This window comes from Pseudarthrobacter sp. HLT1-7 (genome assembly GCF_059383435.1).
Window position 1 is genome coordinate 168,407 of record NZ_JBWZCH010000004.1, and the last position, 26,052, is coordinate 194,458.

26 protein-coding genes are annotated in these 26,052 nt (G+C 66.1%); 14 read left to right on the forward strand and 12 right to left on the reverse strand.

Annotated elements, in window-relative coordinates; genetic code table 11:
* Both AC50X6_RS05730 and AC50X6_RS05735 read right to left on the reverse strand, forming a co-directional pair.
* Positions 1-1,068 (reverse strand): ABC transporter ATP-binding protein, encoded by a 1,068-nt coding sequence (locus AC50X6_RS05730; protein ID WP_494965290.1) that lies wholly within the window; start codon positions 1,066-1,068, stop codon positions 1-3.
* A 96-nt stretch (positions 1,069-1,164) separates the two neighbouring features.
* Complete coding sequence (locus AC50X6_RS05735) at positions 1,165-2,265, reverse strand: extracellular solute-binding protein (RefSeq protein ID WP_494965291.1); 1,101 nt, start codon at positions 2,263-2,265, stop codon at positions 1,165-1,167.
* Positions 2,266-2,537: 272 nt separating this feature from the next.
* On the opposite strand from AC50X6_RS05735, the gene AC50X6_RS05740 reads away from it, so the two are divergent.
* Positions 2,538-3,482, forward strand: a complete 945-nt coding sequence (locus tag AC50X6_RS05740) for an FAD-dependent monooxygenase (protein WP_494965292.1) — start codon at positions 2,538-2,540, stop codon at positions 3,480-3,482.
* 113 nt (positions 3,483-3,595) lie between these two features.
* Here AC50X6_RS05740 and AC50X6_RS05745 read toward each other — a convergent pair whose 3' ends face one another.
* The gene (locus AC50X6_RS05745) at positions 3,596-3,847 is read right to left on the reverse strand and encodes a hypothetical protein (RefSeq protein WP_326968598.1); all 252 of its coding nucleotides are present in this window, start codon (positions 3,845-3,847) and stop codon (positions 3,596-3,598) included.
* 17 nt (positions 3,848-3,864) lie between these two features.
* Between AC50X6_RS05745 and AC50X6_RS05750 the strand changes: the two genes are divergently transcribed.
* A complete protein-coding gene (locus AC50X6_RS05750; RefSeq protein ID WP_494965293.1) occupies positions 3,865-4,272 on the forward strand; it encodes a DUF6355 family natural product biosynthesis protein in 408 nt (135 codons plus the stop codon).
* Between the two features lie 12 nt (positions 4,273-4,284).
* A complete protein-coding gene (locus AC50X6_RS05755; RefSeq protein ID WP_326968600.1) occupies positions 4,285-4,608 on the forward strand; it encodes a DUF6355 family natural product biosynthesis protein in 324 nt (107 codons plus the stop codon).
* Here AC50X6_RS05755 and istA read toward each other — a convergent pair.
* The 5 genes from istA to purB form a co-directional block, all read right to left on the reverse strand.
* On the reverse strand, positions 4,590-5,429 hold the full coding sequence (istA, locus tag AC50X6_RS05760; protein ID WP_494965294.1) for an IS21 family transposase: 840 nt from the start codon (positions 5,427-5,429) through the stop codon (positions 4,590-4,592). The genes AC50X6_RS05755 and istA overlap by 19 nt on opposite strands.
* A gap of 27 nt (positions 5,430-5,456) precedes the next feature.
* The gene (locus tag AC50X6_RS05765) at positions 5,457-5,675 is read right to left on the reverse strand and encodes a hypothetical protein (protein WP_494965295.1); all 219 of its coding nucleotides are present in this window, start codon (positions 5,673-5,675) and stop codon (positions 5,457-5,459) included.
* Positions 5,676-5,897: 222 nt separating this feature from the next.
* Positions 5,898-6,401 carry a GNAT family N-acetyltransferase gene (locus AC50X6_RS05770; RefSeq protein WP_326967135.1) on the reverse strand — a complete coding sequence of 168 codons (504 nt, stop codon included), beginning with the start codon at positions 6,399-6,401 and terminating at the stop codon, positions 5,898-5,900.
* Positions 6,402-6,562: 161 nt separating this feature from the next.
* Positions 6,563-7,240 carry a histidine phosphatase family protein gene (locus AC50X6_RS05775; RefSeq protein WP_494965296.1) on the reverse strand — a complete coding sequence of 226 codons (678 nt, stop codon included), beginning with the start codon at positions 7,238-7,240 and terminating at the stop codon, positions 6,563-6,565.
* Complete coding sequence (purB, locus tag AC50X6_RS05780) at positions 7,237-8,679, reverse strand: adenylosuccinate lyase (protein ID WP_494965297.1); 1,443 nt, start codon at positions 8,677-8,679, stop codon at positions 7,237-7,239. Before purB ends, AC50X6_RS05775 begins: the two co-directional genes overlap by 4 nt.
* A 146-nt stretch (positions 8,680-8,825) precedes the next feature.
* Here purB and AC50X6_RS05785 point away from each other — a divergent pair, with 146 nt between their 5' ends.
* Both AC50X6_RS05785 and AC50X6_RS05790 read left to right on the forward strand, forming a co-directional pair.
* Positions 8,826-9,173 (forward strand): hypothetical protein, encoded by a 348-nt coding sequence (locus AC50X6_RS05785; protein WP_494965298.1) that lies wholly within the window; start codon positions 8,826-8,828, stop codon positions 9,171-9,173.
* Positions 9,173-10,633 (forward strand): hypothetical protein, encoded by a 1,461-nt coding sequence (locus AC50X6_RS05790; protein ID WP_494965299.1) that lies wholly within the window; start codon positions 9,173-9,175, stop codon positions 10,631-10,633. Before AC50X6_RS05785 ends, AC50X6_RS05790 begins: the two co-directional genes overlap by 1 nt.
* 222 nt (positions 10,634-10,855) lie before the next feature.
* On the opposite strand, the gene AC50X6_RS05795 is transcribed toward AC50X6_RS05790, so the two are convergent.
* On the reverse strand, positions 10,856-11,245 hold the full coding sequence (locus tag AC50X6_RS05795; protein ID WP_494965300.1) for a phage holin family protein: 390 nt from the start codon (positions 11,243-11,245) through the stop codon (positions 10,856-10,858).
* 59 nt (positions 11,246-11,304) lie between these two features.
* Here AC50X6_RS05795 and AC50X6_RS05800 point away from each other — a divergent pair, with 59 nt between their 5' ends.
* The 5 genes from AC50X6_RS05800 to AC50X6_RS05820 all read left to right on the forward strand — a co-directional run bounded on the left by AC50X6_RS05800 (position 11,305) and on the right by AC50X6_RS05820 (position 18,165).
* A complete protein-coding gene (locus AC50X6_RS05800; RefSeq protein WP_494965301.1) occupies positions 11,305-12,423 on the forward strand; it encodes a histidinol-phosphate transaminase in 1,119 nt (372 codons plus the stop codon).
* Between the two features lie 146 nt (positions 12,424-12,569).
* A complete protein-coding gene (locus AC50X6_RS05805) occupies positions 12,570-13,829 on the forward strand; it encodes a thiamine pyrophosphate-dependent dehydrogenase E1 component subunit alpha (RefSeq protein WP_494965302.1) in 1,260 nt (419 codons plus the stop codon).
* Entirely contained in the window at positions 13,826-14,806 is a 981-nt protein-coding gene (locus AC50X6_RS05810; RefSeq protein WP_494965303.1) for an alpha-ketoacid dehydrogenase subunit beta, read from the forward strand. The genes AC50X6_RS05805 and AC50X6_RS05810 overlap by 4 nt, the downstream gene beginning before the upstream one ends.
* A gap of 41 nt (positions 14,807-14,847) precedes the next feature.
* Complete coding sequence (locus tag AC50X6_RS05815; protein WP_494965304.1) at positions 14,848-16,347, forward strand: dihydrolipoamide acetyltransferase family protein; 1,500 nt, start codon at positions 14,848-14,850, stop codon at positions 16,345-16,347.
* A 210-nt stretch (positions 16,348-16,557) separates the two neighbouring features.
* Positions 16,558-18,165, forward strand: coding sequence for an AMP-binding protein (locus AC50X6_RS05820; protein WP_494965305.1), 1,608 nt, complete (start codon positions 16,558-16,560; stop codon positions 18,163-18,165).
* 46 nt (positions 18,166-18,211) lie between these two features.
* On the opposite strand, the gene AC50X6_RS05825 is transcribed toward AC50X6_RS05820, so the two are convergent.
* The 3 genes from AC50X6_RS05825 to AC50X6_RS05835 all read right to left on the reverse strand — a co-directional run bounded on the left by AC50X6_RS05825 (position 18,212) and on the right by AC50X6_RS05835 (position 20,708).
* Positions 18,212-18,643, reverse strand: coding sequence for a universal stress protein (locus AC50X6_RS05825; protein WP_326967124.1), 432 nt, complete (start codon positions 18,641-18,643; stop codon positions 18,212-18,214).
* Positions 18,644-18,696: 53 nt separating this feature from the next.
* Positions 18,697-19,989 carry an aminotransferase-like domain-containing protein gene (locus tag AC50X6_RS05830; RefSeq protein ID WP_494965306.1) on the reverse strand — a complete coding sequence of 431 codons (1,293 nt, stop codon included), beginning with the start codon at positions 19,987-19,989 and terminating at the stop codon, positions 18,697-18,699.
* A gap of 155 nt (positions 19,990-20,144) precedes the next feature.
* Complete coding sequence (locus tag AC50X6_RS05835; RefSeq protein ID WP_494965307.1) at positions 20,145-20,708, reverse strand: NAD(P)H-dependent oxidoreductase; 564 nt, start codon at positions 20,706-20,708, stop codon at positions 20,145-20,147.
* A 127-nt stretch (positions 20,709-20,835) separates the two neighbouring features.
* Here AC50X6_RS05835 and AC50X6_RS05840 point away from each other — a divergent pair, with 127 nt between their 5' ends.
* From AC50X6_RS05840 to AC50X6_RS05855, 4 genes are all read left to right on the forward strand, one after another.
* On the forward strand, positions 20,836-21,432 hold the full coding sequence (locus AC50X6_RS05840; RefSeq protein WP_494965308.1) for a TetR/AcrR family transcriptional regulator: 597 nt from the start codon (positions 20,836-20,838) through the stop codon (positions 21,430-21,432).
* Between the two features lie 363 nt (positions 21,433-21,795).
* The gene (locus tag AC50X6_RS05845) at positions 21,796-22,782 is read left to right on the forward strand and encodes an ABC transporter permease (protein ID WP_494965309.1); all 987 of its coding nucleotides are present in this window, start codon (positions 21,796-21,798) and stop codon (positions 22,780-22,782) included.
* 2 nt (positions 22,783-22,784) lie between these two features.
* Positions 22,785-23,801 (forward strand): ABC transporter permease, encoded by a 1,017-nt coding sequence (locus AC50X6_RS05850; RefSeq protein ID WP_326967119.1) that lies wholly within the window; start codon positions 22,785-22,787, stop codon positions 23,799-23,801.
* Positions 23,798-26,017: an ABC transporter ATP-binding protein gene (locus tag AC50X6_RS05855; protein WP_494965310.1), complete on the forward strand. Its 2,220-nt coding sequence runs from the start codon at positions 23,798-23,800 to the stop codon at positions 26,015-26,017. Before AC50X6_RS05850 ends, AC50X6_RS05855 begins: the two co-directional genes overlap by 4 nt.
* The last annotated feature ends 35 nt before the right edge of the window (positions 26,018-26,052 follow it).

Below are 26,052 nucleotides of genomic sequence, written 5' to 3' on the forward strand. Positions count from 1 at the left end.
TCACAGGCGGACCGCTTCCTGTGGCCGGCTCCCGAGGGCGGCGCCGGTTTCCGGGTGGTACTGAAGAACGCGGGACGGCTGGACGTACACCGTGGTCTGGCTGCCTGTGTCCGGCTGGGCACCGCCGTCTTCCTTGACCAGCAGCCGGATATCGGAGCCGTGGCAGCGGACAACATATCGGCTGTGCTGCCCGTGATAGGTCTTCGAGACCACGGTTCCCGCCACGGGGACGGCCGGGGCATCCCCGCCGGAGGGCTCGAGGGACGCTTTTTCCACCCGCAAGTAGGAGTTGGCCGCGGGATCGAGGGGTTGACTCGACTGCCGGTTCAGTTCCGCGACGAACTCGGGTGTGAGGCGGGAGCTGTCCCCGATGAAATTACAGACGAATTCGGTAGCGGACTGGTCGTAGATGCTTTGTGGAGTGCCAATCTGTTCCACCACTCCCTTGTTGAAGACCGCTACCCGGTCACTCATCGCCAGCGCCTCGTCCTGGTCATGGGTGACGTAGACGGTGGTGATGCCGAATTCGCTTTGGAGGTCTTTGAGCTGCTGCCGAAGCTGGTGGCGGAGCTTGGCGTCCAGATTGGAGAGCGGCTCGTCCAGCAGCAGGATCTTGGGCTGCAGTACCAGCGCCCGGGCGACGGCGACGCGCTGCTGCTGCCCGCCGGACAGCTCCGCCACGTTCTTGCCCAGCTGTTCTTCGGAGAGGTCAACACGCCTGGCGATGTCGCGGACCAGCCGGTCGGCCTCGGCCGGCTTCTCCTTCCGGACCCGCAGCCCGAACGCGATGTTCTCCCACACGCTCATGCCGGGGAACAGGGCATAGTTCTGGAAGACCATGCCGACATGGCGTTTGTCGCTCGGGAGCCGGGTAACGGCCTTGCCCTCGACGTAGACCTCGCCGGCGGAGGGCTCAATGAACCCCGCCAGGGTGCGCAACGCCGTCGTCTTTCCGCAGCCGGAGGGACCGAGGAGCGTGAAGAACTCGCCCTGCTTCACGTCCAGGTTCAGCTGGGGGATGGCGGTGAAGTCACCGAAAGTGACCTCGATGTTCTCGAAACGGATCATGGGAACCTGTCTTGTCTGGCGGCAGTCGGCGGCTGGTGGTGAACCGGATCCGGGGTCACAGCCGGCAGCGTTGCCCGGCTGCGACCCCGGATCAGCTCAGCTCATGTATTCCAGTTCGATCTTTTCAACCCAGGCGCCCATGTTCTCCTGGACGAAGTTCCAGTCGATGTCCTGCTGCTTGAGCGTGCCGAAGAACTCCACGACCTCAGGCTTGGCCTTGGCCACGGCGGCCTTGTTGACCGGCATCGAGTTGAACTGCTGGGCCCAGTCACCCTGGGTCGGCGCGCTGCCGAACCAGTTGATGAACTTGAGGGCCTCGTCTTTTTTATCCGTTCCCTTAACCAGGGCGACCTGCTCGATGGCCAGCGGCACACCTACGGACGGCATCACGGTTTCCACATTGACCTTGAACGACTTTTCACGTTCGACAATGATCGAGGAAGGCATCTGACCCATGTCCGTGTCGCCCGAGGCGATGCGGGCGAAGAGGTCGGTTTTGGCGACGGCCGGGGTTCCGTTCCGGAAGTACCCTTCGATCTGCTTCCAGCCTTCGTCGGAGATGCCCAGATCGCCGCCGTCGTCCTTATACCGGGTCAGGATGCCGGCGAAGACCAGCTGCGCGGTGGCGGTGCCGACGCCGGTGACGCGCTCATAGCGGGACTTGAATTTGTCCTGGGTCCACAGATCGGTCCAGTCCTTGGGTGCCTGGTCCTTGCTGAACTTCGCGGAGTCGTAGCCGAGGAGGATCGCCTGCTGGACCAGCGGCCAGTAAGCCTTGCTGTCGGACTTGTCGCCCTTGGCGGTGTCCACTTCACCGGACCAGGACGGCGTGAACGGCTCAATTGCACCGGCGGCTTTGATCTGCTCGAAGTACATGTTGTTCAGCCCGAACGCGACGTCCGCGATCGGGTTGTTCTTTTCGGCAATGAGCTTGTTGGTGGCGTCCGCGCCGCCGGCCCCGACGACTTCGATCTTGAAGCCTGCTTCGGCCGCTTTCTTCGTCAGCCACTCGCCGCGGCCTTCACCGTTGGAGTTCGTGTAGACGATGAGGCTCTCACCGGACGGTGGCCCTGAGGGTGCGACGGCGGCGGGTCCGGCGGCCGGTCCGGAGGCCGCAGGGGCTGCGGCGCCCGCTCCGCAGCCGGCAAGCAGGGTGGCGGCGGCAACAGCGGCAGCCAGGGTTTTCAATCTGCGCACGGGTGGGACTCATTTCTGAACGGGGCCGGAGGGGCATTTGTCCGGCCAACCTATTAGGGGTGAACGCCGGAATCAACGGTTATGGCTATCGATTTGAGGCAAATGCCGACGCTCAACACTTGAGTCTGGCCGGCCCGGCGGAACGGCTGGCACCCATGGCCTTAACCGGCTGTGAACATCGGGTGGCAGCCTGGGCCGGTGCCCGGTGCCCGGTGCCCGGGCCGTGCCCGGTCCGGCTGCCGCCGTCGCAGAGCCGGTCGTAGAATCAGTCAATGCGAGCGATCTCCATCGTCGGCGGCGGCATCGCGGGGCTGGCTCTTGCCGCGAGCCTTGACCCCACGCGCTTCCTGGTGACCGTCCACGAGCGGCGGCGGGAGCCGCCGTCAGTGGAGACGTCCCTGGTCATGTGGCCCGGGGCGCAGCGGGCACTTGATGCGGTGGGAATTCTTCCGGCGATCCGCGCGGCCGGCTCCGGTCTTGGCGGTATGGCACTCCGGGACGGATCCGGAAAAGTAGTTCTGCGGGCCCGGGCGCCTGGCCTGATCGGAGTTGCACGCGCTGATCTTCTGCGCCTGCTGGAGGCAGCCGTCCCCGACTCTGTCGTTGGTGCCTGCGGGCCCGTGGGATCACTGCCCTCTGCTGCCCTGGTGGTCGGCGCCGACGGCGTACACAGCATGGTCCGCCGGGCCGTCTGGGGAGAACGCTCCGGGGCAAGACTCAGCCCGTACCTTGCCCTGCGCGGCATCATCGATGCGCCCGTCCCCCCGGGCACCGGCGGTGAATATTGGGGCCGCGGCCAGCTGTTCGGCATCACCCCCGCAGCCCGTGGCAGGACGTACTGGTACGCCTCCTACCGGTCCGAGCTGGGACCGAGCGGAATCGACGTCGCCGTGGCCCTGGAAGCCACCCGCGAGCGGTATTCCGGCGAGTTCGCCGGACTAGGCCGCGTCCTCATGGCGGCGACGCCGGGCGGGACGCTGGTACAGCGCATCTGGACAGCACCGCTGCTGGCGCGCTACGCCCGGGACGGCGTGGTGCTTGTGGGGGATGCCGCGCACGCAATGACACCGAATCTGGGGCGCGGCGCGGGTGAGGCGCTGATCGACGCGGCAGCCAGGACCATGACGAGGATCGAAGCTGGCCCCCACCATTCCGGCAGCTTCTCAGCGAGCATCACCGTGCCCACCCCGAGAACGATCGACGCCCCGAATAAGTAGCGGCTCCATGCAGTCATATCCACAGCCTAACCGCCGCCGAGATTCTGAGCCGAGCTGCCCGTAAGCTGATCCTCCACGTAGCCGCATGTCACTTCCGCAGGAGCGAAGTCCTCTCAGGTATCCCTGTCTGAGATTTCCTTCGCTGTTCGCCGCAATCTGATAGCGGCAAGCCCGATGACGCTGCCTGCTGCGGCCAGGAAGAAGAACAGCACCAGCAGCGGACCAGACATCCCAGGAAAAAGCGGGTTCCGGCCGGTAAGGAAGATCGAAGCCAAGAGGCCCGCCATCGACACGCAAAACGCCAGCCCTAGTACCTTCTGCTTGCGGACCTGGCGCATCATCGGCGATCTAGTTGCAGTAGCCATGAATTTATTCTATCGTATTGAACGAACCCAACTTGACAGGGTTTGTAAATAACATGGGGAAAAATAACATGAAAGCTCGAAAGATTGTCAGAATTCTGTCCACAGGGCTTCTAGTTGCCGGTGGCATCGTTGGAACTTCACTAGTGGGGCCGGAAGAGGCGAAGGCTTCGGTATGTGGTTACTCGCAAGAAATCCGCACCTACAGTTCCATCCTCAGTCTGGACTTGCTTGGTCAGACCCTAGACCCCTTTGGCGGCCAGAAAGTCGTGTCTGTCTACGGTCACTGCGGTCCCACAAACGTTAGGATCGTCACCGAATCACCCAATGGCAACCGTTACGCATGCGTACCCCCGGGTGACAGCTGGCTCGGATTCGTGAACCAGGGCGACAGGATCACTGGCGCCTACTACGTCGGCCTCTGCTAAGGGGCAGGTCCAATGAGTCAGCTAAACGGTTTCAAGCGCGTTTGCGCCGCAATAACGACTGGGGCGGCGCTGGTAGTCTCCGGACTGGTAGTCACCGCCGCGCCGGCATCTGCAGCCGTGTGCGGTTTTCAGGGTGTTGTCACGTCGAACATCGGCGGCAACATACCGCCCTGGGAAGAAGCGATCTATAACCACTGCGGTCCAGGTAACGTCAAGATCAGAGTCCAGTACTACTACGCCGAACGCGACCTGTGCGTGACCCCTGGAGAAACCCGCCTCTATGCAAATCCGAACTTGGGCGGCCTCAACTTTGCATATTATATTGGCGGCTGCTGACCAATACGAATCAGCCGATTCTCTGTAGGGCAAGTATTTACTGTGCAGACGTGATAATTCCGGGCGGCTTTTAGCTGCTTCCATTGCACCGACCCGAACTGCTCCGGCGGCAACGGCTGCAGCAGGTGCGCTTCCTCCTGGCTGAATTGTTCGTTCCTGGTCGAGCCGTCCACGCGCCGTATCTGGCCGTTGATCTCTGCGACGCGTTCATCAATGGCCGTATTCAACTCCGCCAGTGTCGTCCACAGCTCCTCGCTCAGATACCCGATGACGCGCTTGTTGACCACGTTGACCGCTGACTCTGCAGCCGCCTTGTCGCGGGGCCGATTCGATCTGGCCGGCACAATCGCCGTGGCGTAGTGATCAGCCAATTGCTGATACTTAGCATTGATGACCCGGGTGCTATCACCCTTGCTGTGCCGGTTCGTTGCGGTCGCAGCATTATCGGGCACCACGATCGGGGTGACACTGCCATAGGACTCGAAGGCCTGAACGTGGGCGCTGTTCCACGCCTCCTGCTTCATGTCGGTAAAGGCCCGGCAAAACACCATGCCCGAGTACGGCAACACCGCGACGAAAAGGTACGCCTTGGTGATCTCACCGGTCACCGCGTCACTGACCGGCAAGGTGTCACCGGCCCAGTCCACCAACATGACCCTGCCCGGGACGTGATGCAAGGTTGCCACCACCTCATGAACGGCGGCGTAGTCGTTGAACAACTGGCAGAACTGCGTATACCCATATTTCTTCCCCGCCGGGACCGCTACCTGGACATACCGGTGCCACCCCTGCTGCAACGTGTAGTGCCTGTTCCACTTCATCGACTTCACGATGTGGGCGAAGTCCGGCTAGGAAAAACCGGTCGAGACATTCTTCCTGCCATCAGGAAACAACTCCGTCAACTCGTCCCGGCCATACGCCGCCGCCTGCACCACCGTGATGCCGCGGGCGGCGATGGTCTTCTTCACCAAGGAGACATCCCGGCGTGAACATCCCACCATGCCGACAATCTCACTGTAACTTCGGTGCTCCAACACCAAGGCCATGATCGCGCTGTAGTCCGCCATGAAAAGTCCTCTCAACAAAAAGCGGCAGCACCGAATGTGCCGCCAACTTCTCAAGAGCCAACCAGACCGACCCCACCAGTACCACCTGGCCGAAAGGAGCAGTACCACCTGACCGGACTGCCCGTACCATCAAACCGTATTTGCCAGTCTGCCGGTTCCATAGTGCGAGATTAGCCGACGACGGTGCGCCGGGTGCTGTGTGACGAGTGGCGGCGTTGGTCCTCACGCCATGGCGGTGTGGGCGGCGCTGTGCGAGTCGATTGCCTTGGCGTAGCAGAACGAGTGCTCCACCCCGACGTAGGGCCCGAAGCTGGGCACCGGCAGGAAGCCCGCGCTCTCGTAGAAGTGCCTGCCGTCCGGCTGGGCGGAGCCGGCCTCTGCGGTGATTCTGGTGATGTCCAGGGAATGGGCATGCGCCTCCAGTGCCGCCAGGATGGAGCTGGCCACGCCGGAGCCGCGGGTGTAGGGCAGCACGTAGAGCCGCTTGATCTCGGCGGTGTGCCCGTCCAGGATCCGCAGGCCGCCGCAGCCCACGGGCTGGCCGGACGCCTTGTCGTGCGCGACGAGGAACACGGCGGTGTCAGCTTCCGACGGCGGCGGTCCGGGTTCGTGGTCGCTGCTGCCGAAGCGGGAATCAAGTTCCGCCTGCTGGGCCGCGCGCAGATCCGCGCCCACGGGGTTGGCCCACGTGACCTGCCGTATGTTGAGCCGCGGGTTGGTCTGCATAGCTGCCTCGCTTCGCCGAAGGGTTGTGCTCCTCAAGGCTAGGCAGCGCCGGTTTCGTCCGTGTTTCCTGCGCGTAAGGCTTCGGAGAACTCATTGACAGCTGTGGCAGCCGGCCGCCGCGGCGTGCGGCACCTATGCCGTGCGGCCGGCGGGATCCGCCTCTACGGCGTGCGGCCGGCGGGGTCTGCCGCCGTCGGATCCGTCAGAGCCGGGCCGCCCACGGGACTTCCGTCCCAGTGGATGAGCCGCCAGCCGGCGTCGGGATCCCCGTCCAGCGCCACGATGCCGGTATTTGCCAGCACGTGCCGGGCGGCGAAACCGGGTTCCCGGTTGGCGGCCCGAAGTCCTGCCCAGACGCGGATGGCAGCCCCGTGGCTGACCACGGCCACGGTCACCGGGCCGCCCGTGCTGCCGGCCGCTGCGGCCTCGGCAATCCGGGTAATCGAGGCATCGTAGCGTCCGAAGAAGTCGTGCCCGCTGGGTCCTGCCGGCATCCGCCGGTCCAGCTCGCCCTCGGCCCACCCGAATACGGTGCCAAGGTAGCGCAGGTGCGATTCCTGGTCGGTGGCCTTCTCCAGCGCCCCGGCTTCGATCTCCCGCAGCCCTTCCAGCACCTCGACGTCGAGCCCCCGGACGGTGGCCAGGGGAGCCGCCGTGATCTGGGTGCGGATCAGCGTGGACGCGTAAAGAAGGTCAATCGGCTCATTCGCCAGCGACCGGGCCAGGGCGGCGGCCTGCCGCGTGCCGAGCGCGGTAAGGCCCGGCCCCGGATGGGCGGTATCCAACTGGCCCAGCACGTTTCCGGGCGTCTGGCCGTGGCGGATGAGCAGGAGCCTCATGCGAGGTGGTCCACCAACTTGTCCGCGATGCCGGTGTATTTGCCGGGGGTGAGCGCCAGCAGCCGGGCCTCGGCCTCCGCGGAAAGGCCCAGGCCCCGGACGAATTCCTGCATCCGTGCGGCGTCCACCCGCTGTCCGCGGGTCAGGTCCTTGAGCCGCTCGTACGGGTTGTCCATGCCCTCGACGCCGGCGATCGCCTCGGCCCGCATGACCATCTGGATGGCCTCGCCCAGGACTTCCCAGTTGGTGTCCAGGTCCGCGGCCAGCATGCTCCCGGCGACGGTGAGGCGGTCCAGACCCTTGGCCACGTTGGAGATGGCGAGCAGCGAGTGGCCGAACGCCACACCGATGTTGCGCTGCGAGGAGGAGTCGGTGAGGTCCCGCTGCCAGCGGGAGGTGACCAGGGTGGAGCCCAGTACGTCCAGCAGGCCGGAGGAGATCTCCAGGTTGGCCTCGGCGTTCTCGAAGCGGATCGGGTTGACCTTGTGCGGCATGGTGGAGGATCCCGTGGCGCCTGCCACCGGGATCTGCACGAAGTAGCCGATCGAGATGTAGCTCCAGACGTCAGTGCAGACGTTGTGCAGGATCCGGTTGAACCGCGCGACGTCGGCGTACAGCTCCGCCTGCCAGTCATGGCTTTCGATCTGCGTGGTCAGCGGGTTCCAGGCCAGGCCGAGGCCCTCCACGAAGCCCTTGGCGACGTGCTGCCAGTCGGCCCCGGGGACGGAGGCCACGTGCGCGGCGTAAGTGCCGGTGGCGCCGTTGATCTTGCCGAGGTATTCGGTCCGGGCGATGCGGTCCAGCTGGCGGGTCAGCCGGTGTGCCATCACGGCAAGTTCCTTGCCCAGGGTGGTGGGGGTGGCCGGCTGGCCGTGCGTGCGCGAGAGCATCGGCACGGCACGATGGGCGTCGGCCATGGCGCCGATCTGTGTGACGAGCTTGCGGGCGGCAGGCAGCCACACGTCCTCGACGGCGCCCTTGATGCCGAGGGCGTAGGAGAGGTTGTTGATGTCCTCCGAGGTGCAGCCAAAGTGCACCATGGGGGTGAGGCGTTCGATGCCGAGGCCGGCCAGGCGGCGGCCGATGTAGTACTCGACGGCCTTGACGTCGTGCACCGTGACGGCTTCGATGTCGGCAAGTTCGGTGACCGAGCCGACGTCGAAGTCGGTGACGATGGCGCGCAGCTTTTCCTGCTGCTGGGCGGTCAGCGGTCCGGCACCGGGCAGGACGTTGTTGCCGGTCAGGTGGATGAGCCATTCGACTTCCACGGCCACGCGGTCGCGGTTGAGGGCGGCCTCGGAGAGGTAGTCCACCAGCGGGGCGACGGCGGACTGGTAGCGGCCGTCCAGCGGGCCGAGCGCGAGCTGGGGTGACGACGCGGCGAGGGCCAGGCGTCCGGACGGCGTGCGGGTTTCAGCTGTGGCGGCAGTTTCAGGCATGTCCCGATTCTTTCACGAAGTCACGCCGCGCCTTCAGCGCGTTGTTGCGTGTGACCTGCAGCGGTCCGGGGGGCTGTCCGCCCCGGTTGTCCACATAGCTGCCAGCGGAGCTTTTGCGCGGCCTGCCGGCTCTCTAGCGTGGGGTCATGACGACGGGGATGGGCGGCTCAGTGACCGGCTCGATGGCCGGCAGCCTGGCTTCAGCCTCTGCAGCTGCCTCCGATGCCGCGGCCTGCGTCTCGCGCAGCTACGAGGTCCGGCAATTGGCGGCCCGCGTTGCCAGGTGCGCCGACCAGGCTGACGCCGTGCTCTCCCAATTGGCGCGGCTGGAGCTGCAAACCTGGCAGTCGCCGGCCGGAAGAGCCTACCGGATCACACTCTCCCTGCACGCCGCTTCGCTCCGCCGGGGCCGGAATACCCTGCAGGATGCCGTGGCCGTGGTGCTTCGGCACGCCCAGAATGTGGTGCTGTCCTCCGGTCGGCCGGGTTTCTGATGGCGGAGGCGACGCCGGCCGGCTCCGGGGGAGCGCCCGTTCCCGTGCCGCCGGTCGATGGAATGCTCCGGATCCGAGGCGGGGTGGGCGGGCTCAGTTTCCAGTTCGAGGAGCTGCTCGCCGGGGCTGCGGCCCTGGACGCGGTGGCGAAGGAGCTGGCCGCCGTGGAAATCGAGGCGGACGCGGTGCGCCGGGCCCTGTTCCCCTACCAGCCCGATTCCTACGCCAGCGGCAGCAAGGCGATCATCGCCGTCGGCGAGGGGGCCCAGGCCGTGGGGCGTGTCCGGGCCGAGCTGGAGCGGCTCTGCCGCGAGGTCAGGGCCAGCCACCGGGAGTACGAGTTCGCCGAGGCCCGGAACAGCCTGCTTCTGCAGATCGGCAAGTCAGGCCTGGGGTACGGGCCGGTGTGGGGGCTTTTCGGACTACCTCCCATCGCACTCCGCGACGTGGTGGAGGATGAGGTTTCACGGGCACCCGAGAAGCTGGCGCTGCTGCTGGGCGTGCCCGCCGCCTTGGCCGGGGCAGCCGGTGCCGTCATCGGCGCAGGAGGCGTCCGGGGCGTAGTCCGCGGGCTGGCGGCGGCGCCCGGCCTGGAGTTTCTCCAGCCCCGTCCGGTCCGTGTCTACAGCAGGGAAACCCGCACGGAGGAGGTGGATGTCTCGCCCGCCGGTCTGCTGCTGCGGGCCGAGGCACTTGGCCGCACCCGCGGAGACATCGAGGTCCTGCAGCTGGGGGAGGGAAGCCAGCGCGCATGGGTGGTGGTCATCCCGGGAACGCAGGGCGAACTTCCGGCAGGCGCAAACCCCTTCGACGCCGCCGGCATTGCAGAGGGCCTCGGCTACGACTCGGCGGAGACGGCCGCTGCCATTCGTCAGGCCCTGGCAGAGGCCGGTGCGGCGGCGGGCGACCCGGTGGCCGCCGTCGGCTACAGCCAGGGCGGCATCCATGCCATGAACCTCAGCCAGGACAAGGCGTTCTTGGCCGAATACGATGTGAGGTTTGTGCTCACGGCCGGTTCGCCGGTGGGAGGAATCGAGCCCGTGCCAGGGGTCAGTAGCCTGCACCTGGAACATGCGGACGACTGGGTGCCCGGGACGGACGGGCAGCCAAATCCTGACACCAAGGACCGAGTGACCGTCACGCTGGAGAATCCGATCGCCGTCCGGGAGTGGCTGGAACCCGGCATAGGCCCGGGCCACCAGATGGCGCAGTATGCTGACGGCGCCCGTGCAGTTTCGGCGAGCCGGGATTCGTCGCTGCAGGGCTCCACCGCCGCCCTCGCCGCCGTTGTGGGGGCCGGCGGCGCAGCGACGGTCACGCGGTTCTCACTGCGGCGCGATGCCACGCCGTCGCCGCGGGGAGCTCTGATGGCACCGGGGCCGCGGCAGGGCCCGGTTCAGGGCCAGATGCAGGATCCGGGCGGAAAACCGTCGGACCGCACCCAGCGGCCGGCGGCGTAACGCCCGCCGGTCGGGTGCATCTGGCGTGGGAATTTCCGTTGGTTCGTTGGGGGTCCGGGCGCGGTGGCCGGCCTCAGGGACATGCCCCGCGCCGGGGCCAGCGGATGGACATCGTGCCGTTATGGCCAGGCCCGGGCGCGAGGAATGGGCATGTCCCCCGGTTACCCGCCGCGAAAAGGTCCTGGCTCCGTCCAACCCCCAACGAACCTGCGAAATTGACCGCTAGCGCCTGGCGGTGCCGGGCAGCCAGCTTGCCACGAGCGAGACCCCGCTGATGATGAGGGCGGCGAGTACCGCAGTCCAGAAGAAGGCGTCGATGGTGAATTGCACGATCGTGTAGCTGCTGATCCAGGACGTCACGTAGAGCATTGCCGCGTTGACGACAACCGTGAAAAGGCCCAGGGTGAGGATGGTGATTGGCAGCGACAACAGGCTCACGATGGGCTTGACGAAGGCATTGACAAGGCCAAAGACCAGGCCGATGAACAGGTAGCCCAGGATGATGCTGGCTGTACTGCTGCCCTGCGTGGAGATATCCAGCCCGGGGAGGATCCAGCACGCTATCGCCAGGGCCAGCCCATTGATGATGACTCGAACGATGAATGAGCGCATGGCCCCATGCTGTCATATCCCCGGCACTCCCGGCAGGGCCGCGAAGTAGGCTAGATGGCATGACTTCATCAGAAAACCCGGCCGGGGGCATCAGGCCCCGCCCGGTGGTCGACCTTCTTCCCCGCTATGCGGCCGGCAAACCGCCCGTCCCCGTTGAGGGCCTGGTCAGTTACAAGCTTTCGTCAAATGAAAACCCACTGCCCCCGATCCCTGCGGTGCAGCAGGCGATCGCGGCGCAGACCGATTTCAACCGCTACCCGGATCCGCTGAGCAGCAAGCTGCGGACCGTGCTCGCCGGGTTCCTGGACGTTCCCGCCGAGGACATCGTCACCGGTGCCGGAAGCCTGGGGGCCCTGAACCAGCTGCTTGCCACGTTCGCCGGCCAGAACGATGACGGCAAGCCGGACGAGGTCATTTACGCCTGGCGCTCGTTCGAGGCGTACCCGATCTGCGTCGGAGTCGCCGGCGCCGAGAGCGTCCGGATCCCGCTGACCGCCGACGGCCGGCACGATCTGGACGCCATGGCGGCCGCGGTGACGGCCCGTACCCGCATGATTCTGCTGTGCACGCCCAACAATCCCACCGGGCCTATCCTCGCCACCGCCGAAACCGAGCGCTTCATCCGTACCGTGCCCTCTGACATCGTGGTGGTCATTGATGAGGCCTACCAGGAGTTCGTTCGCGACGCCGACGCCGTTGACGGCCTTGAGATGTACCGCAAGTACCCGAACGTTGTGGTGTTGCGGACCTTCTCCAAGGCCCACGGCCTCGCCGGGCTGAGGGTGGGGTACAGCGTGTCCAACCCCGGTCTTAGCCAGCACCTGCGCGTCACGGCGACCCCGTTCGCGGTGTCCCAGATCGCAGAAATCGCCGCCGTGACCTCGCTGCGGCATTTCGACGAAGTTGTGGAAAGGGTACAAAGCCTGGTGGATGAGCGGGACCGCGTCACGGCTGGGCTCCGTGAGCTTGGCTGGTTTGTTCCGGAGGCGCAGGGAAACTTTGTCTGGCTAAGCCTGGGCTCCGACAGTGCGGAATTTGCTGCCCTGGCGGGGGATCGGGCACTCTCTGTGCGTGCCTTTAAGGACGAGGGCGTGCGGGTCAGTATCGGGGAGGCGGAGGCAAACACCCGCTTCCTGGAACTCTGTGCGATCTATACAAAGCCACCACGGCGTTCCTAGCGCTTAACATGAAGTCCGCGGGCAGCCTACTGCGGATAAAGTAGGGACGAGTAAGCCAAATATATGCCTGATGAGGAATACATTCCTGATCCGGCATGTATCCCAGCGATTGCGGCGCATTCGGATGCGGCAAGCAAGGAGACGGTATGGGCACACATCTGCCCTCTACCGAGTTCGACGGAACCGACATGGATGACCACCTCGAGGCGGAAGCCGAAGCCCAACCGGGCAACTCCGCAGCGCCCATGGTGGAGTTGCTGGGCCCGGACGGAAGGCTGGGTTTCGACCCTGTCTTCTCTGAATACGCCGCACGGCTCAATCCGGAAAAGCTCCGCGGATTCTATGCTGACATGGCCAAGATCCGCCGCTTTGACGTGGAGGCCACCGCCCTCCAGCGGCAGGGGCAGCTGGCGTTGTGGGTCCCGCTCACAGGACAGGAAGCCGCACAGATTGGCTCCGGCCGGGCCAGCCAGCCCCAGGATTACATCTTCCCCACCTACCGCGAGCACGGGGTGGCTCTGACCCGCAACGTTGACCTCGCTGAGCTGCTCCGCCAGTTCCGTGGCGTCTCCAACGGCGGCTGGAATCCCAAGGACACCAACTTCCACCTCTACACTCTGGTGCTCGCGGCCCAGACACCGCACGCAGTCGGCTACGCCATGGGCATCCAGCGCGACCAGAAGCTCGCGGCCGCCGCCGCGGCCGCGGACGGATCCGTCGGCGGGACGCCGGAGCCCAAGGCCGCCGTCGTGGTCTATTTCGGTGACGGCGCCAGCTCCGAAGGGGACGTCCACGAATCCATGGTCTTTGCCTCTTCCTACAACGCGCCTGTTGTGTTCTTCTGCCAGAACAACCACTGGGCCATCTCCGTGCCCAGTTCCGTGCAGACCCGTATCCCGCTGGCCAACCGCGCCAAGGGCTACGGCTTCCCCGGCATCCGGGTGGACGGCAATGACGTGATCGCCGTCCACGCCGTCACCGAGTGGGCACTCGATCACGCCCGTGAGGGCAAGGGGCCCGTGCTGATCGAGGCGTTCACCTACCGCGTCGGCGCGCACACTACGGCCGACGATCCCGGCAAATACCGGGAATCCGCGGAGGAGGACCGCTGGCGGGCGAAGGATCCGCTGGAACGCCTGGAAAAGTACCTGCGCGCCGAAGGCATGGCGGACGACGCCTTCTTTGCGCAGGTCAGGGCCGACGGCGACGAGCTCGCCGCCTACGTCCGTAAGACGACCCACGAGCTGGAAACCCCGGATATCCGGACCGCCTTCGCCAACACCTATGTGGAGGCCCACCCCCTCGTGGCCGAAGAACTGGCCTGGTTCGAGGAGTACAGCGCAGGATTCGCCGACGCCGACGCCGACGAGACAGAGTCAGAGGCAGAGGGGACGGCCAGCCCATGACCACCATGACCATCGCCAAGGCCATCAACGCGGGCCTGCGCGCAACACTGAACAACAACCCGCGCTCCCTGCTCATGGGCGAGGACATCGGGCCGCTGGGCGGGGTGTACCGCGTCACTGACGGCCTCATCGCCGAATTTGGCGCGGACCGCGTGGTGGACACGCCGCTCGCGGAGTCGGGCATCATCGGCACCGCGATCGGCCTGTCCCTGCGCGGCTACCTGCCCATCTGCGAGATCCAGTTCGACGGCTTCGTCTTCCCGGGCTTCAACCAGATCACCACGCAGTTGGCCAAGATGCACTCCCGCAGCAACGGCAACCTGACCGTTCCCGTCGTCATCCGGATCCCCTACGGCGGCGGCATCGGCTCGATCGAGCACCACTCGGAATCCCCCGAAGCGCTGTTCGCCCACACCGCCGGGCTGCGGATCATCACCCCGTCCAACCCGCACGACGCCTACTGGATGATCCAGCAGGCCGTCGACTGCCAGGACCCCGTGATCGTCTTCGAACCCAAGCGCCGCTACTGGCTCAAGGGCGAGGTGGACACGGAATCCCCCGGAACCTCGGCGGACCCCTTCAAGGCCCATGTGCTGCGTGCGGGAACCGACGCCACAGTGGTGGTCTACGGCCCGCTGGTGCCGGTGGCCCTGGCCGCGGCCAACGCCGCCGCGGAGGACGGCCACAGCATCGAGGTGATCGACCTGCGCTCCATCTCGCCGATCGACTTCGACACCGTGGCGGCTTCCGTCAAGAAAACGGGCCGGCTGATCGTGGCCCACGAGGCCCCCACCTTCGGCGGCATCGGCGGCGAAATCGCGGCCCGGATCAGCGAGCGGGCCTTCCACTCGCTCGAGGCTCCGGTCATCCGGGTGGGCGGCTTCCACATGCCCTATCCCGTGGCCAAGGTGGAGGAAGACTACCTCCCGGACATCGACCGCATCCTTGAGGCACTTGAACGTGCCCTTTCCTACTGATGCCTTTTGCCAATGAGGCGCCTTCCACAACCAAGGAAGATATGACTCTCCACAAGTTCAACCTCCCCGACGTGGGTGAAGGGCTGACCGAGGCCGAAATCGTCTCCTGGAAGGTCAAGGCCGGCGACACCGTGGCCATCAACGACGTCCTGTGCGAGATCGAGACCGCGAAATCCCTCGTCGAGCTGCCCTCGCCGTTCGCCGGCACGGTCACCGAACTGCTTGTCGCGGAGGGTGTGACGGTCGACGTCGGCACCGCCATCATCAGTGTGTCCGACGCGGCCGCCCCGGATACTGCAGCGCCGGGGGCCCCCGCGGTTCCGGCCGTTGCCGACCCCGTCGCGGACCCTCCGATGTACGGCAAACTCGAAGAGGATCTGTCCGACGCCGGCGATCCGGATGGGCGCCCGGCCGGAGGTCCACTGGTGGGATCCGGCCCCAAGGCCGACGCCGTAAAACGCCGCCCGCGGGTTTCCGCGCCGGCCAGGCAGGCCGTTTCGACAAGCTCCGTCTCCGCCGACCCGGTGGAGAGCCATGACACCTGGAGCAGCCCGGAGGCTGTCGCCCAGACCGCACGGCCGGTGCCTGCAGAGGCAGTCGACACCCGGCCCACCTTCGGCGGCGCCATCACCGGCCTCGTCAACCGGGTGCTGGCCAAGCCGCCCGTGCGAAAGATCGCCCGGGACCTCGGCATCGACCTTTCCGATGTGATCCCCACCGGCGCCCGCGGCGAAGTGACCCGCGAGGACCTCGTCAGCTACCAGGCCCAGCGGGACGCCGAAGTGGATCACGCGGACACCTTCTGGGGCAAGACCGGCCGCCCGCAGGAGCAGCGGATCGAACGGATCCCGGTCAAGGGCGTCCGGAAGGCTACTGCGAAGGCAATGGTCGAGTCTGCCTTCGCGGCCCCGCACGTGAGCATCTTCGTGGACGTCGACGCGAGCCGCACCATGGAGTTCGTCAAGCGGCTCAAGGTTTCCCGCGACTTTGAGGGCATCAAGGTCTCACCGCTGCTGATCCTGGCCAAGGCCGTCATCTGGGCCGCGGCCCGCAACCCCAGTGTCAACGCGACCTGGGTGGACAACCCGGACGGCAGCGACTCGGCCGAGATCCACGTCAAGCACTTCATGAACCTGGGCATCGCCGCCGCCACACCCCGCGGCCTCATGGTGCCCAACATCAAGAACGCCCAGGACCTGTCCCTCAAGGAACTGGCCCTCGCGCTGAACGATTTGGCCACCACAGCCCGCGCCGGCAAGACCCAGCCGGCCCAGATGCAGGGCGGCACACTCACGGTGACCAACATCGGTGCCCTCGGCATCGACACCGGGACGCCGATCATCAACCCCGGCGAGGTGGCCATCGTTGCCTTCGGCACCATCAAACAGAAACCCTGGGTCCTCGACGGCGAAGTCATTCCGCGCTGGATCACCACCCTCGGCGGCTCCTTCGACCACCGGGTGGTGGACGGGGACCTCTCGGCGCGCTTTATGGCCGACGTCGCCGCCATTCTCGAAGAGCCGGCCCTCCTGCTGGATTGAGGCAGCCGGACGTCCCGCGGCAGCGATCCCGGCGGCACGGCAGAGGCCGGCTTAGTTGCCCCGGAGGAGAGGAATTGGGTCAGTCGCGGATCCCCATGAGGGGTGGCGGCGCGGGTCAAATCCGCGCTTTCCTGTCCCGCGCCGCCCGCCGGCACTAGAGTGGCACCAGCCGCCGCCAGCCCGGCGGACGCGGATCAAAGGAGATATTGCGTGTTTTCGAGCCCGTTCCCCGACGTGGATATTCCCAACGTCAGCATTTATGAGTACCTTTTTGGCGGCCTCCAGGAGGAGGACCTGGACCGGGTCGCCGTCGTCGACGGCACGAGCGGCGCGGACACCACCTACCGGACGCTGGTTGCGCAGATCGATGCGCTGGCCGGAGCCGTCGCGGCGCAGGGCCTCGGCGTCCATGGCGTGGCGGCGATCCTGTGCCCCAACGTCCCGGCCTTCGCCGTCGTCTTTCACGGCCTGCTGCGGGCCGGCGCGACGGTCACCACCGTCAACTCGCTCTACACGGCTGATGAGATTGCGCTCCAGCTCGCCGACGCCGGCGCGCAGTGGCTGTTCACCGTCTCCGCCCTGCTCCCCGGCGCGCGTGAAGCGGCCGCTCAGGCCGGGATCCCGGACGATCGGCTCGTGGTGCTCGACGGCGCTGAAGGCCATCCCTCGCTGCGGGACCTGCTCACCGCGGGCGCGCCGGCCCCCGACGTCAGCTTCGATCCGGCCACGCATGTCGCCGTGCTGCCCTATTCCTCCGGCACCACGGGACGGCCCAAGGGCGTTATGCTCAGCCACCGGAACCTGATCGCCAACGCGGAGCAGTCCAGCGGCCTACTCAACGTCGCCCCCGAAGACCGGCTGCTGGCGCTGCTGCCCTTCTTCCACATCTACGGCCTGACGGTCCTGCTGAACCTGGCCCTGCGCCGGCGGGCCTGCCTGGTCACCATGCCGAGGTTCGACCTCGCCGAGTTCCTGCGGATCATCCAGGACCAGAAGTGCAGCTACCTCTTCATCGCCCCACCCGTGGCCGTCGCACTGTCCAAACATCCGCTCGTGGCGGACTACGACCTCAGCTCGGTCCACACCACCCTTTCCGGTGCGGCGCCGCTCGACGGGGAACTGGGAACCAGCCTCGCCAGGCGCCTGGGCTGCCGGGTACTGCAGGGCTACGGTATGACCGAGATGAGCCCCGTTTCCCACCTCATCCCGGTGGACGCCACGGACGTGCCCGTCAGCTCGGTGGGCTACACGGTGCCGAACATGGAGTGCCGCCTGCTGGATCCGGCCACCGGGGAGGAGATCGAGGTCCCCGCCGAAGGCACCAGCGCCCCGGGCCACCTGCTCTGCCGCGGGCCGAACGTGATGCTCGGCTACCTGAACCGGCCGGGGGAGACGGCGGACACCCTCGACGCCGACGGCTTCCTGCACACCGGCGACATCGCCACGGTGCGGGCCGACGGCGTCGTGACGATCGTGGACAGGCTCAAGGAGCTGATCAAATACAAGGGCTATCAGATCGCTCCCGCCGAGCTCGAGGCGCTGCTGCTGACGCACCCCGGCATTGCCGACGCCGCCGTGATCGGGACACTCGACGCCGACGGCCAGGAAGTGCCGATGGCGTTTGTGGTCCGCCAGCCCGGTGACGACGGCGGGCGGCTCGACGAGGCAGCGGTGATGGACTTCGTCGCGGCCAAGGTGGCGCCGTTCAAGAAGATCCGCCGGGTGGAGTTCATCGACGCCGTGCCGAAGTCCTCCTCCGGCAAGATCCTGCGGCGGGTACTGAAGGCGGACCCGGCTGCCGCCGGCGGGAAAGCCTAGCCGGCAGCCCAGCCGCTATGGCCCTGCGCCGATCGCCGGTGTTGTTTCACTCGGCGATGTCGGTCTTGGCAATGTAGACGTCGCAGGGAGCGTTGTGGGCCACGCTGTTCGCAACGCTCCCCAGGACCCGGCCGAGGCCCCTCATCCGCCGGTTGCCGACCACAATCAGCTGCGCGCCGGCGCGTCCCGCCTCGCTGATCAGGGCTTCGGCGGGCTTTCCCCGGGCGGCGGCGTACGTAACGTTGATGTCCTGGGTCCGGAGGCTGTTGGCGACGCTCTTGGCCACCTTCTCCGCCTCGCCGGCATCGGAGACGATCCACTTGTCGCTGCCGCTGCCGAAGACTTCGGTCCGGTCGCTGTCGAAGGCGCTGACCACGTGCAGGGTAGCCCCGAGCGAGACCGCCAGGTCCCGCGCAGTCTGCGCAGCCTTCAGGGCAGTTTCACTGCCATCGACGCCAACAACAATAATTCCGGTCATAAAATGCTCCTTGAGGTCAACGATCGTCTTCGGCCATGCGCCAATGCTTCAGGCTACAACGCTGCGATGGCTTCCCGCAGGACCGGCGCCAGCCTGCGGACACCCTCACGGATGGACTCCGGCGGGACTGCGCTGAAGGCCAGACGGATTTTATTGGACGGTTCATCCGAATGCGTAAATGCCGCACCGGGAATGAATACGACGCCGGCGTCGATCGCCTTCCGCAGCAGCGGATAGGTATCCACACCGTCCGGCAGGGTCACCCAGACGAAGAAACCACCCTCGGGGCGGGTCCAGCTCAGGCCCGCGGGCATGTACTCCTCAAGCGCCGCGAGCATCGCGTCGCAGCGTTCTTTGTAGAGCCCCCGGTACGTTTCGATCTGGCCGCGCCAGTCGTAGTCGCGCAGGTAGGCGGAGACCAGCATCTGGTTGAGGGTCGGCGGGCACAGCGTGACGGCCTCCGAAGCCAGGTAATAACGGCGCTGGAGGTGTGCGGGGACGAGCGCCCAGCCGATCCGCAGGCCGGGCGCGAAGATCTTGGAGAAGGACCCCATGTAGATGACATCGTCCGGGTTCGCGGCCCGGAGCGGGGCCAGCGGCTTCCCGTCGAAGCGCAGCAGACCATAAGGATTGTCCTCCAGCACCAGGATATTCGCCTTGCGGCATATATCGACCACCTGCTGCCGCCGCTCCTGCGACAGAGTGATGCCTGAGGGGTTGTTGAAGCTGGGGATCGTGTAGAGGAACTTGACGTTCTTGCCGGCGGACTGCAGGGCCGCGATCTTGGCTCCGAGAAGTTCCGGGACGATGCCGTCGCCATCCATCGGCACCGTGGCGACCTGCACCTGGTAGGCCTCGAAGGTGTTGAGCGCGCCGACATAGGTGGGGTCCTCCACAAGGACCACGTCGCCGGGGTTGCAGAACACCTTGGTAGCGACATCCTGAGCGGACTGCGAGCCCGCGGTAATCACCACGTTCTCGGGTCTGGCGTCGAGGATTCCCTCCGCGGCCATGACCTCGCAGATCTGGCTGCGGAGTTCTTCCGTGCCCTGGCCGCCGCCGTACTGCAGGGCGGTCATTCCCTGCTCCGCGATGATCTTCGCGGCGGTCTGGCCGAGCCGCTCGAGCGGGAGGGACTGGAGGTAGGGACTGCCGCCAGCCAACGAGACGAGGCCGGGGCGCATCGAGATGTCAAAGACATCGCGGACTGCCGATTGCTTGATATTTGCTGCGCGCTCCGAGAAGAGATCCTCGTGGCGGTGGGCGGACGTAGCCGCGCGTTCGATTGCGTCAATTGCCTCGGCCGGAAGGACTGCTGCGGCGGCATCAAGTGTTTCGTGGGTCACAGGTCCAGACTACAGCCCGTGTTGTCTTGGGGGCAACGGTTGTTCACAAAAGACCGGTCCGCCATGTCACGCCGCGGCCGGCCGGACACAACAAGGCGTCCCCGGCAGCGGGAAGGCTGCCGGGGACGTCGAAGGTAACGGGGGAATCAAGAGGGCTACGCGGCGGCGGCCGTCCGGAACCCGGCGAGTGCGTCGAAGATGCCCTTGATCTGTTCGACTACTTCGGCGTCGTCCTTCGGGTGGACTTCGGCGAAGCGGACCAGGGAGCCGGGGATGGCCAGCTTGACGTCCTCGATAACCCGGGCGCCGGCGATGCCGACAGCCTTGCGGGCCTCATCCTGGGCCCAGACGCCGCCGAACTGGCCGAAAGCGGTGCCGACGACGGCGGTCGGCTTGCCGTTCAAGGCGCCTGCGCCATAGGGGCGGGACAGCCAGTCGATGGCGTTCTTGAGGGAGGCCGGGACAGTGCCGTTGTGCTCCGGGGTCACCAGGAGCAGGGTGTCGGCATCGTTGGCGGCGGCGCGCAGGGCGGCGGCGGCGGCCGGGACCTGGCCCTCAACGTCGATGTCCTCGTTGTAGAACGGGATGTTGCCGAGGCTCTCGTGGATGATGACCTCCACTTGCTCCGGCGCGTTCAGCCGGATGGCCTCGGCCAACTGCTGGTTGGTGGAACCGGCGCGGAGGCTGCCGACGAGGGTGAGGATGGTGTTCCTGGACATGCGAACTCCTGGCTGTCGCGCCGCGGACGGTCCTGCGGCTGGCGGATCGTGGAGGCCAGGGGCGGCCTTCACTGATCTAAACGGACTGCGGTCCGTTTATATTTCCCGGGGGCATACAATGTGCGGAGTGAGCTATATTCCAATTCGCACTGGCGCCGAGCCCGAGCGCCGGGATGCCGCCCGGAACCGCGAGGTGCTGCTTCGGTCCGCCCGCGAGCTGATCGGGGAATGCGGGGCGGACGGACTGACTATGGCCGCGCTGGCCCAGCGCGCGGGCGTGGGCAAGGGGACGGTGTTCAGGAGGTTCGGCAGCCGGGCCGGGCTCATGATGACTCTGCTCAGCGACGCCGAAGCCGAATTCCAGGGGCGCTTCATGTTTGGACCGCCGCCACTGGGTCCCGGCGCCGAGCCGCTGGAGCGGTTGATTGCCAGCGGCGTGGAACGCATCGCCTGGGTGCTGGAGTTCGGGGAGCTGGCCCGGGCTGCCGACGCGGCGGCGCACAACAGGTTCGATGTCCCCGCCGCGGTGCTCTGGCACCGGCATCTGGAGATGCTGCTTCGAAACGCCGGCGTGACGGCCGATCCCTGGCTCATGGCCACCTCGCTGAGCGCCACACTCGAACCCGAGCGCCTCCTGCACGCCGTCCGCGTGCACCGGATTTCCCCGGCGCGCCTCACAGCTTCCTGGTGTGAGCTCGTCTCGTGCGTAGTGCGCGCCGTCTAGCTGAGTCGGGACTTCCGGCGGGGCCACGGTGGCTACAATCCCGGAATTATTCATAACGATCTGACAGCTGACTTTCAGAATGCCGGGGCCGGGGGCATCCGGCGACAGCGTCCATGTGATAGTTTCCTCTGGAATGTGACCCGCAACATAGTCCACCCGGACTCGCCGAAAGGCCTGCGGGCGGCCAGACACCCGCTGGCCCTGATCCTCGATCGGCAGCGGCAACCCCCTGCGTGTGAGGGGGACTACGGAAGGATCGAGTTGTGAATCTTGTCATGAATCCGGCGCGCAGGCAGGCTGATCCGGCCCGCCAGACAGTACCCGGAACCGCACAGGCCACGGCGATCCAGAACTAGGCGTCCCGTGCTCCGATACCTCGCCAAACGCGCCATCACCTATGTCTTTATGATTTTCCTGACCACCACCGCCGGGTATTTTCTGGCCGTCAACACCCTTAAGCCCGCGCTGCTGGAGCAGGAACGGATTCCGCGGCCCACCCCCGAGCAGGTGGCCAACTCCTTCCGGCTCAAGGGCCTCGATCCGGAGCTCAGCCCGTGGGAGCGTTACGTCGAGTGGATCACGGCAATCCTCACCCGCTGGGACTGGGGACGCAGCCCCAACGGCGCGTTCGTCAACGCCGAGTTTGGCGACCGGGTCTGGATCTCGACCCGGCTGTTCCTGGCCTCCATCATCCTGACCCTGATCATTGGCGTCGCCCTGGGCGTCTACACCGCCGCCCGGCAATACAAAGCCTCGGACCGGGTCATCACCTCCTACAGCTACCTCGTATACATCGTGCCTGCACCGATCGCCTACTTCCTGGTGCAGCTCGGCGCCATCAACATCAACGAGACGGTGGGCGAACGCATCTTCTTCGTCACCGGTATTTCCACGCCGGGGCTGGAGGGGGACGCCTGGGTGCAATTCGTCGACATGCTGGCGCACTACGCGGTGCCGACTTTCGCGATCACGATCGTGGGCTGGGGCGCCTACCAGATCGCCCAGCGTCAATATCTTCTGGACAACGTCAACGCCGACTTTGTCCGGACCGCGCGGGCCAAGGGCCTCACCCGGAACCAGGCCATCAGCCGGCATGCCCTGCGGGTGTCCTTCATTCCGGTGGCGCAAAGCATCGCCTTCACCATTCCGGCGATCTTCGCAGGCGGCTTTTTCGCCGAGAAGATCTTCGCCTGGCACGGCGTCGGCTCCTGGAGTATCGACGCGATCGCCCTGCAGGACGTCAACGCCGCGACGGCGACCCTCGCCTACGGCTCCGTGATCTTCGCGATCGGCGCCATCCTCGCGGACTTCGCCACCACGCTTGTCGACCCTAGAGTGCGGGTGCAGTAACCATGACCAACCTGAATGCCATCGATCCGGTGGCCGTCGCCGAAGAGGCCAAGCTCGAGAACAGCGATGTGGTGATCGGCAAGACCACAATCATCCTGCGGCGCTTCCTGCGCAACAGGACGGCCGTCGCGGGCCTGGTTATCTTCCTGGCCCTGACCCTCTTCTCCTTCGTGGGCGGCTTCTTCAGCAGCTGGGACAAGGAGACTATCGACCCCTTCAACATCGGCATGCCGCCGTCGGCCGAGCACCTGCTGGGCACCTCCCAGGCCGGCATCGACCTCTATGCCCTGACCGTGGAGGGCACCAGGATCTCGATCCTGATCGGCCTCGTCGTCGGCCTCGTCTCGGTGCTGATCGCCGCCGTCTACGGCTGCACCATGGCCTACTTCGGCGGCAAGGTGGACAAGGTCATGCTGTTCATCCTCGAAGCCCTGATCATGATGCCGGCCCTGCTGGTGGTCGCCGTGGCCACAAGCGGCGGCGGTAACGGCCTGCAGCAGACCCTGCCCAGCTGGCTCCTATTGATCATCGTCCTGCTGGTCTTCAGCTGGATGGGCACAGCCCGCCTCATCCGCTCGCTCTCCATGTCCCTCATGTCGCGTGACTTCGTCAAGGCGGCCCAATACATGGGAATCCCGCCGCGGCGCATCGTCTGGCGGCACCTCGTCCCCAACATCGGCTCGCTTCTGGTGCTGGACATCACCCGCGGCATTACCGGCGCGATCCTGGCCGAGGTGGCATTCTCCTTCATCGGCATCGGCATCAAGGTCCCGGACGTCAGCCTGGGCGTGCTGATCGGCCAGGCCACGTCCCAGGTCTCCACCTTCCCCTGGATGTTCTGGGTCCCGCTGGCCGTCATGTTCCTGCTGACGGGATCGCTCGCCATGATGAATGACGGTCTGCGGGACGCGTTCGACCCCAGCTCCAGTTCCGTTGGCCGCGCCAAGAGCGGCCGCGCCAATTCGGGCCGCGCCAATTCGGGCACAACGCAGAAGACCGCAAAGAAGATGACCCCATGAGCCAAGAAATCACCGCCGGCACCGAACCCGCCGGCCTCTCCGCCGGCCGCTCCACTGTTGAGCGCCTGCACGTGGCCGGGCTGCACGCCGCAGTTGATGCCCCGGCGGGCGCCGTGCTCTCGGTCCGGGACCTGAACGTCCGCTTCAATACCGAAAATGGCGTGGTGCACGCCGTGCGTGGCATCGACTTCGATCTCAGGGCCGGCAAGACCCTCGGCATCGTGGGCGAATCCGGCTCGGGCAAATCCGTCACGTCCATGGCCATCATGGGCCTGCTGCCCCCGACGGCGGAGGTCACCGGCTCGGTCCAGCTCTTGGGCAGCGAACTGCTGGGCCTCAGCGACAAGGCCATGTGCCGGTACCGCGGAAACGACATCGCCATGGTGTTCCAGGACCCGCTCTCCTCCCTGACTCCTGTCTACACGGTGGGCAACCAGATCATCGAGGCGCTGACGGTCCACAACCCGAACATGAGCAAACTGGCCAAGGAGGTGCGCGCCGTCGAACTTCTCGGCATGGTGGGCATCCCCAGCCCGAAGGACCGGCTCAAGGCCTTCCCGCATGAGTTCTCCGGCGGCATGCGCCAGCGCGTGATGATCGCCATCGCGATCGCCAACAACCCGCGCGTGCTCATCGCGGATGAGCCGACGACGGCGCTCGACGTCACCATCCAGGCGCAGGTCCTCGAGGTGCTGCACACCGCGCAGGAGGAGACCGGCGCCGCCGTCGTGATGATCACCCATGACCTCGGTGTGGTGGCGGGTCTGGCTGACGACATCATGGTGATGTACGCCGGCAAACCGGTGGAAACGGGCACCGTGGATGACATCTACTACAACCCGCGGATGCCGTACACGATGGGCCTGCTCGGTGCCGTGCCGCGCGTTGACGTGGCCGAGAAGTCCTCCCTGGTGCCGATCGAGGGCATCCCACCGAACCTGGTCCATACCCCCACGGGGTGCTCCTTCGCGCCGCGCTGCCCGCTGGTCAGCGATTCGTGCCTGGCGGGTGAGCCGGAGCTGTGGCCGGTCACGGGCAGCGGGGATCACAAGGCCGCCTGCATCAAGACTGATTCGCTCGCCGCGGAGGTGGACGTCCATGAGCTCTTCAAGGCACCGCCTGTGCCGGTGTCACGCTTCGATGCCATCCCGCGTGAGGAGCGCAGGGCCGTGCTGGAGCTCAAGGACGTCAAAAAGCACTTCCCGTTGATGAAGGGTGCCCTGATCAAGCGCCGGATCGGCACCGTCAAGGCGGTGGACGGGCTCAGCTTCGACATCCGGGAGGGCGAGTGCTTCTCGATCGTGGGTGAGTCCGGCTGCGGTAAGACCACCACGTTGCTGGAGATCATGGAGTTCCACAAAGACCAGGACGGCGAGGTGGTCATCGGCGGCCTGAGCAACAAGGAAGCCGCGGATGCCAGGACCAAGAGCGCCATGCGCAAGGAACTCCAGATGGTGTTCCAGGACCCCACCGGCGCGCTGGACCCCCGCTTCACCGTCTTCGAGGTGCTGTCCGAGCCGCTGGAAAACGCGGGGATGGCCAAGCCCGAGATCCGGAAGCGGATCATGGAGCTGATGAAGCTCGTGGGCCTGCAGCCGGACCACGTCAACCGTTTCCCCAACCAGTTCTCCGGCGGCCAGCGCCAGCGCATCGGCATTGCCCGCGCCCTTGCCGTGAACCCCAAACTGGTGGTCCTCGACGAGCCGGTGTCCGCCCTGGACGTGTCCGTGCAGGCCGGTGTCATCAACCTGCTGGACCAGCTCCGCGCCGAACTCGGGCTGAGCTATCTGATGGTGGCCCACGACCTGTCCGTCGTGCGTCACATCTCCAACCGCGTTGCCGTGATGTACCTGGGAAAAATCGTGGAAATCGGAGCCGTCGACGCCGTCTTCGACAACCCGCGGCACCCCTATACCCGCGCGTTGCTCTCGGCCATTCCCGTGCCGGACCCGCAGCTGGAGCGCACCCGCGAACGCATCATCCTGCAAGGCGATCTGCCCTCGCCGCTCGAAGCACCCAAGGGCTGTAACTTCGCCACCCGCTGCCCGGTGTTCGCCGCCCTTCCCCCCGTTAAACAGGAGAAGTGCCTGACGCTGGAACCCGGCCTGGAAATGGCGGCGGCTCCCGCGGCGGCCCGCACAGACCAGCACTATGCCTGTTTCTATCCCGACGGCGAACTGGACGCGGACATGCTCGTTGTCCACGAAACCAGCTGACAGCCCGGATCTTACGCAACACACCACGCACGAAA

Coding starts and splice junctions, on each gene's coding strand:
- AC50X6_RS05730 (WP_494965290.1), bottom strand. CDS start 1,068: ATGATCCGTTTCGAGAACATCGAGGTCACTTTCGGTGACTTCACCGCC.
- AC50X6_RS05740 (WP_494965292.1), top strand. CDS start 2,538: ATGCGAGCGATCTCCATCGTCGGCGGCGGCATCGCGGGGCTGGCTCTT.
- AC50X6_RS05745 (WP_326968598.1), bottom strand. CDS start 3,847: ATGGCTACTGCAACTAGATCGCCGATGATGCGCCAGGTCCGCAAGCAG.
- AC50X6_RS05755 (WP_326968600.1), top strand. CDS start 4,285: ATGAGTCAGCTAAACGGTTTCAAGCGCGTTTGCGCCGCAATAACGACT.
- istA (WP_494965294.1), bottom strand. CDS start 5,429: ATGAAGTGGAACAGGCACTACACGTTGCAGCAGGGGTGGCACCGGTAT.
- AC50X6_RS05765 (WP_494965295.1), bottom strand. CDS start 5,675: ATGGCGGACTACAGCGCGATCATGGCCTTGGTGTTGGAGCACCGAAGT.
- AC50X6_RS05770 (WP_326967135.1), bottom strand. CDS start 6,401: ATGCAGACCAACCCGCGGCTCAACATACGGCAGGTCACGTGGGCCAAC.
- AC50X6_RS05775 (WP_494965296.1), bottom strand. CDS start 7,240: ATGAGGCTCCTGCTCATCCGCCACGGCCAGACGCCCGGAAACGTGCTG.
- purB (WP_494965297.1), bottom strand. CDS start 8,679: ATGCCTGAAACTGCCGCCACAGCTGAAACCCGCACGCCGTCCGGACGC.
- AC50X6_RS05785 (WP_494965298.1), top strand. CDS start 8,826: ATGACGACGGGGATGGGCGGCTCAGTGACCGGCTCGATGGCCGGCAGC.
- AC50X6_RS05790 (WP_494965299.1), top strand. CDS start 9,173: ATGGCGGAGGCGACGCCGGCCGGCTCCGGGGGAGCGCCCGTTCCCGTG.
- AC50X6_RS05795 (WP_494965300.1), bottom strand. CDS start 11,245: ATGCGCTCATTCATCGTTCGAGTCATCATCAATGGGCTGGCCCTGGCG.
- AC50X6_RS05800 (WP_494965301.1), top strand. CDS start 11,305: ATGACTTCATCAGAAAACCCGGCCGGGGGCATCAGGCCCCGCCCGGTG.
- AC50X6_RS05805 (WP_494965302.1), top strand. CDS start 12,570: ATGGGCACACATCTGCCCTCTACCGAGTTCGACGGAACCGACATGGAT.
- AC50X6_RS05810 (WP_494965303.1), top strand. CDS start 13,826: ATGACCACCATGACCATCGCCAAGGCCATCAACGCGGGCCTGCGCGCA.
- AC50X6_RS05815 (WP_494965304.1), top strand. CDS start 14,848: ATGACTCTCCACAAGTTCAACCTCCCCGACGTGGGTGAAGGGCTGACC.
- AC50X6_RS05825 (WP_326967124.1), bottom strand. CDS start 18,643: ATGACCGGAATTATTGTTGTTGGCGTCGATGGCAGTGAAACTGCCCTG.
- AC50X6_RS05835 (WP_494965307.1), bottom strand. CDS start 20,708: ATGTCCAGGAACACCATCCTCACCCTCGTCGGCAGCCTCCGCGCCGGT.
- AC50X6_RS05850 (WP_326967119.1), top strand. CDS start 22,785: ATGACCAACCTGAATGCCATCGATCCGGTGGCCGTCGCCGAAGAGGCC.
- AC50X6_RS05855 (WP_494965310.1), top strand. CDS start 23,798: ATGAGCCAAGAAATCACCGCCGGCACCGAACCCGCCGGCCTCTCCGCC.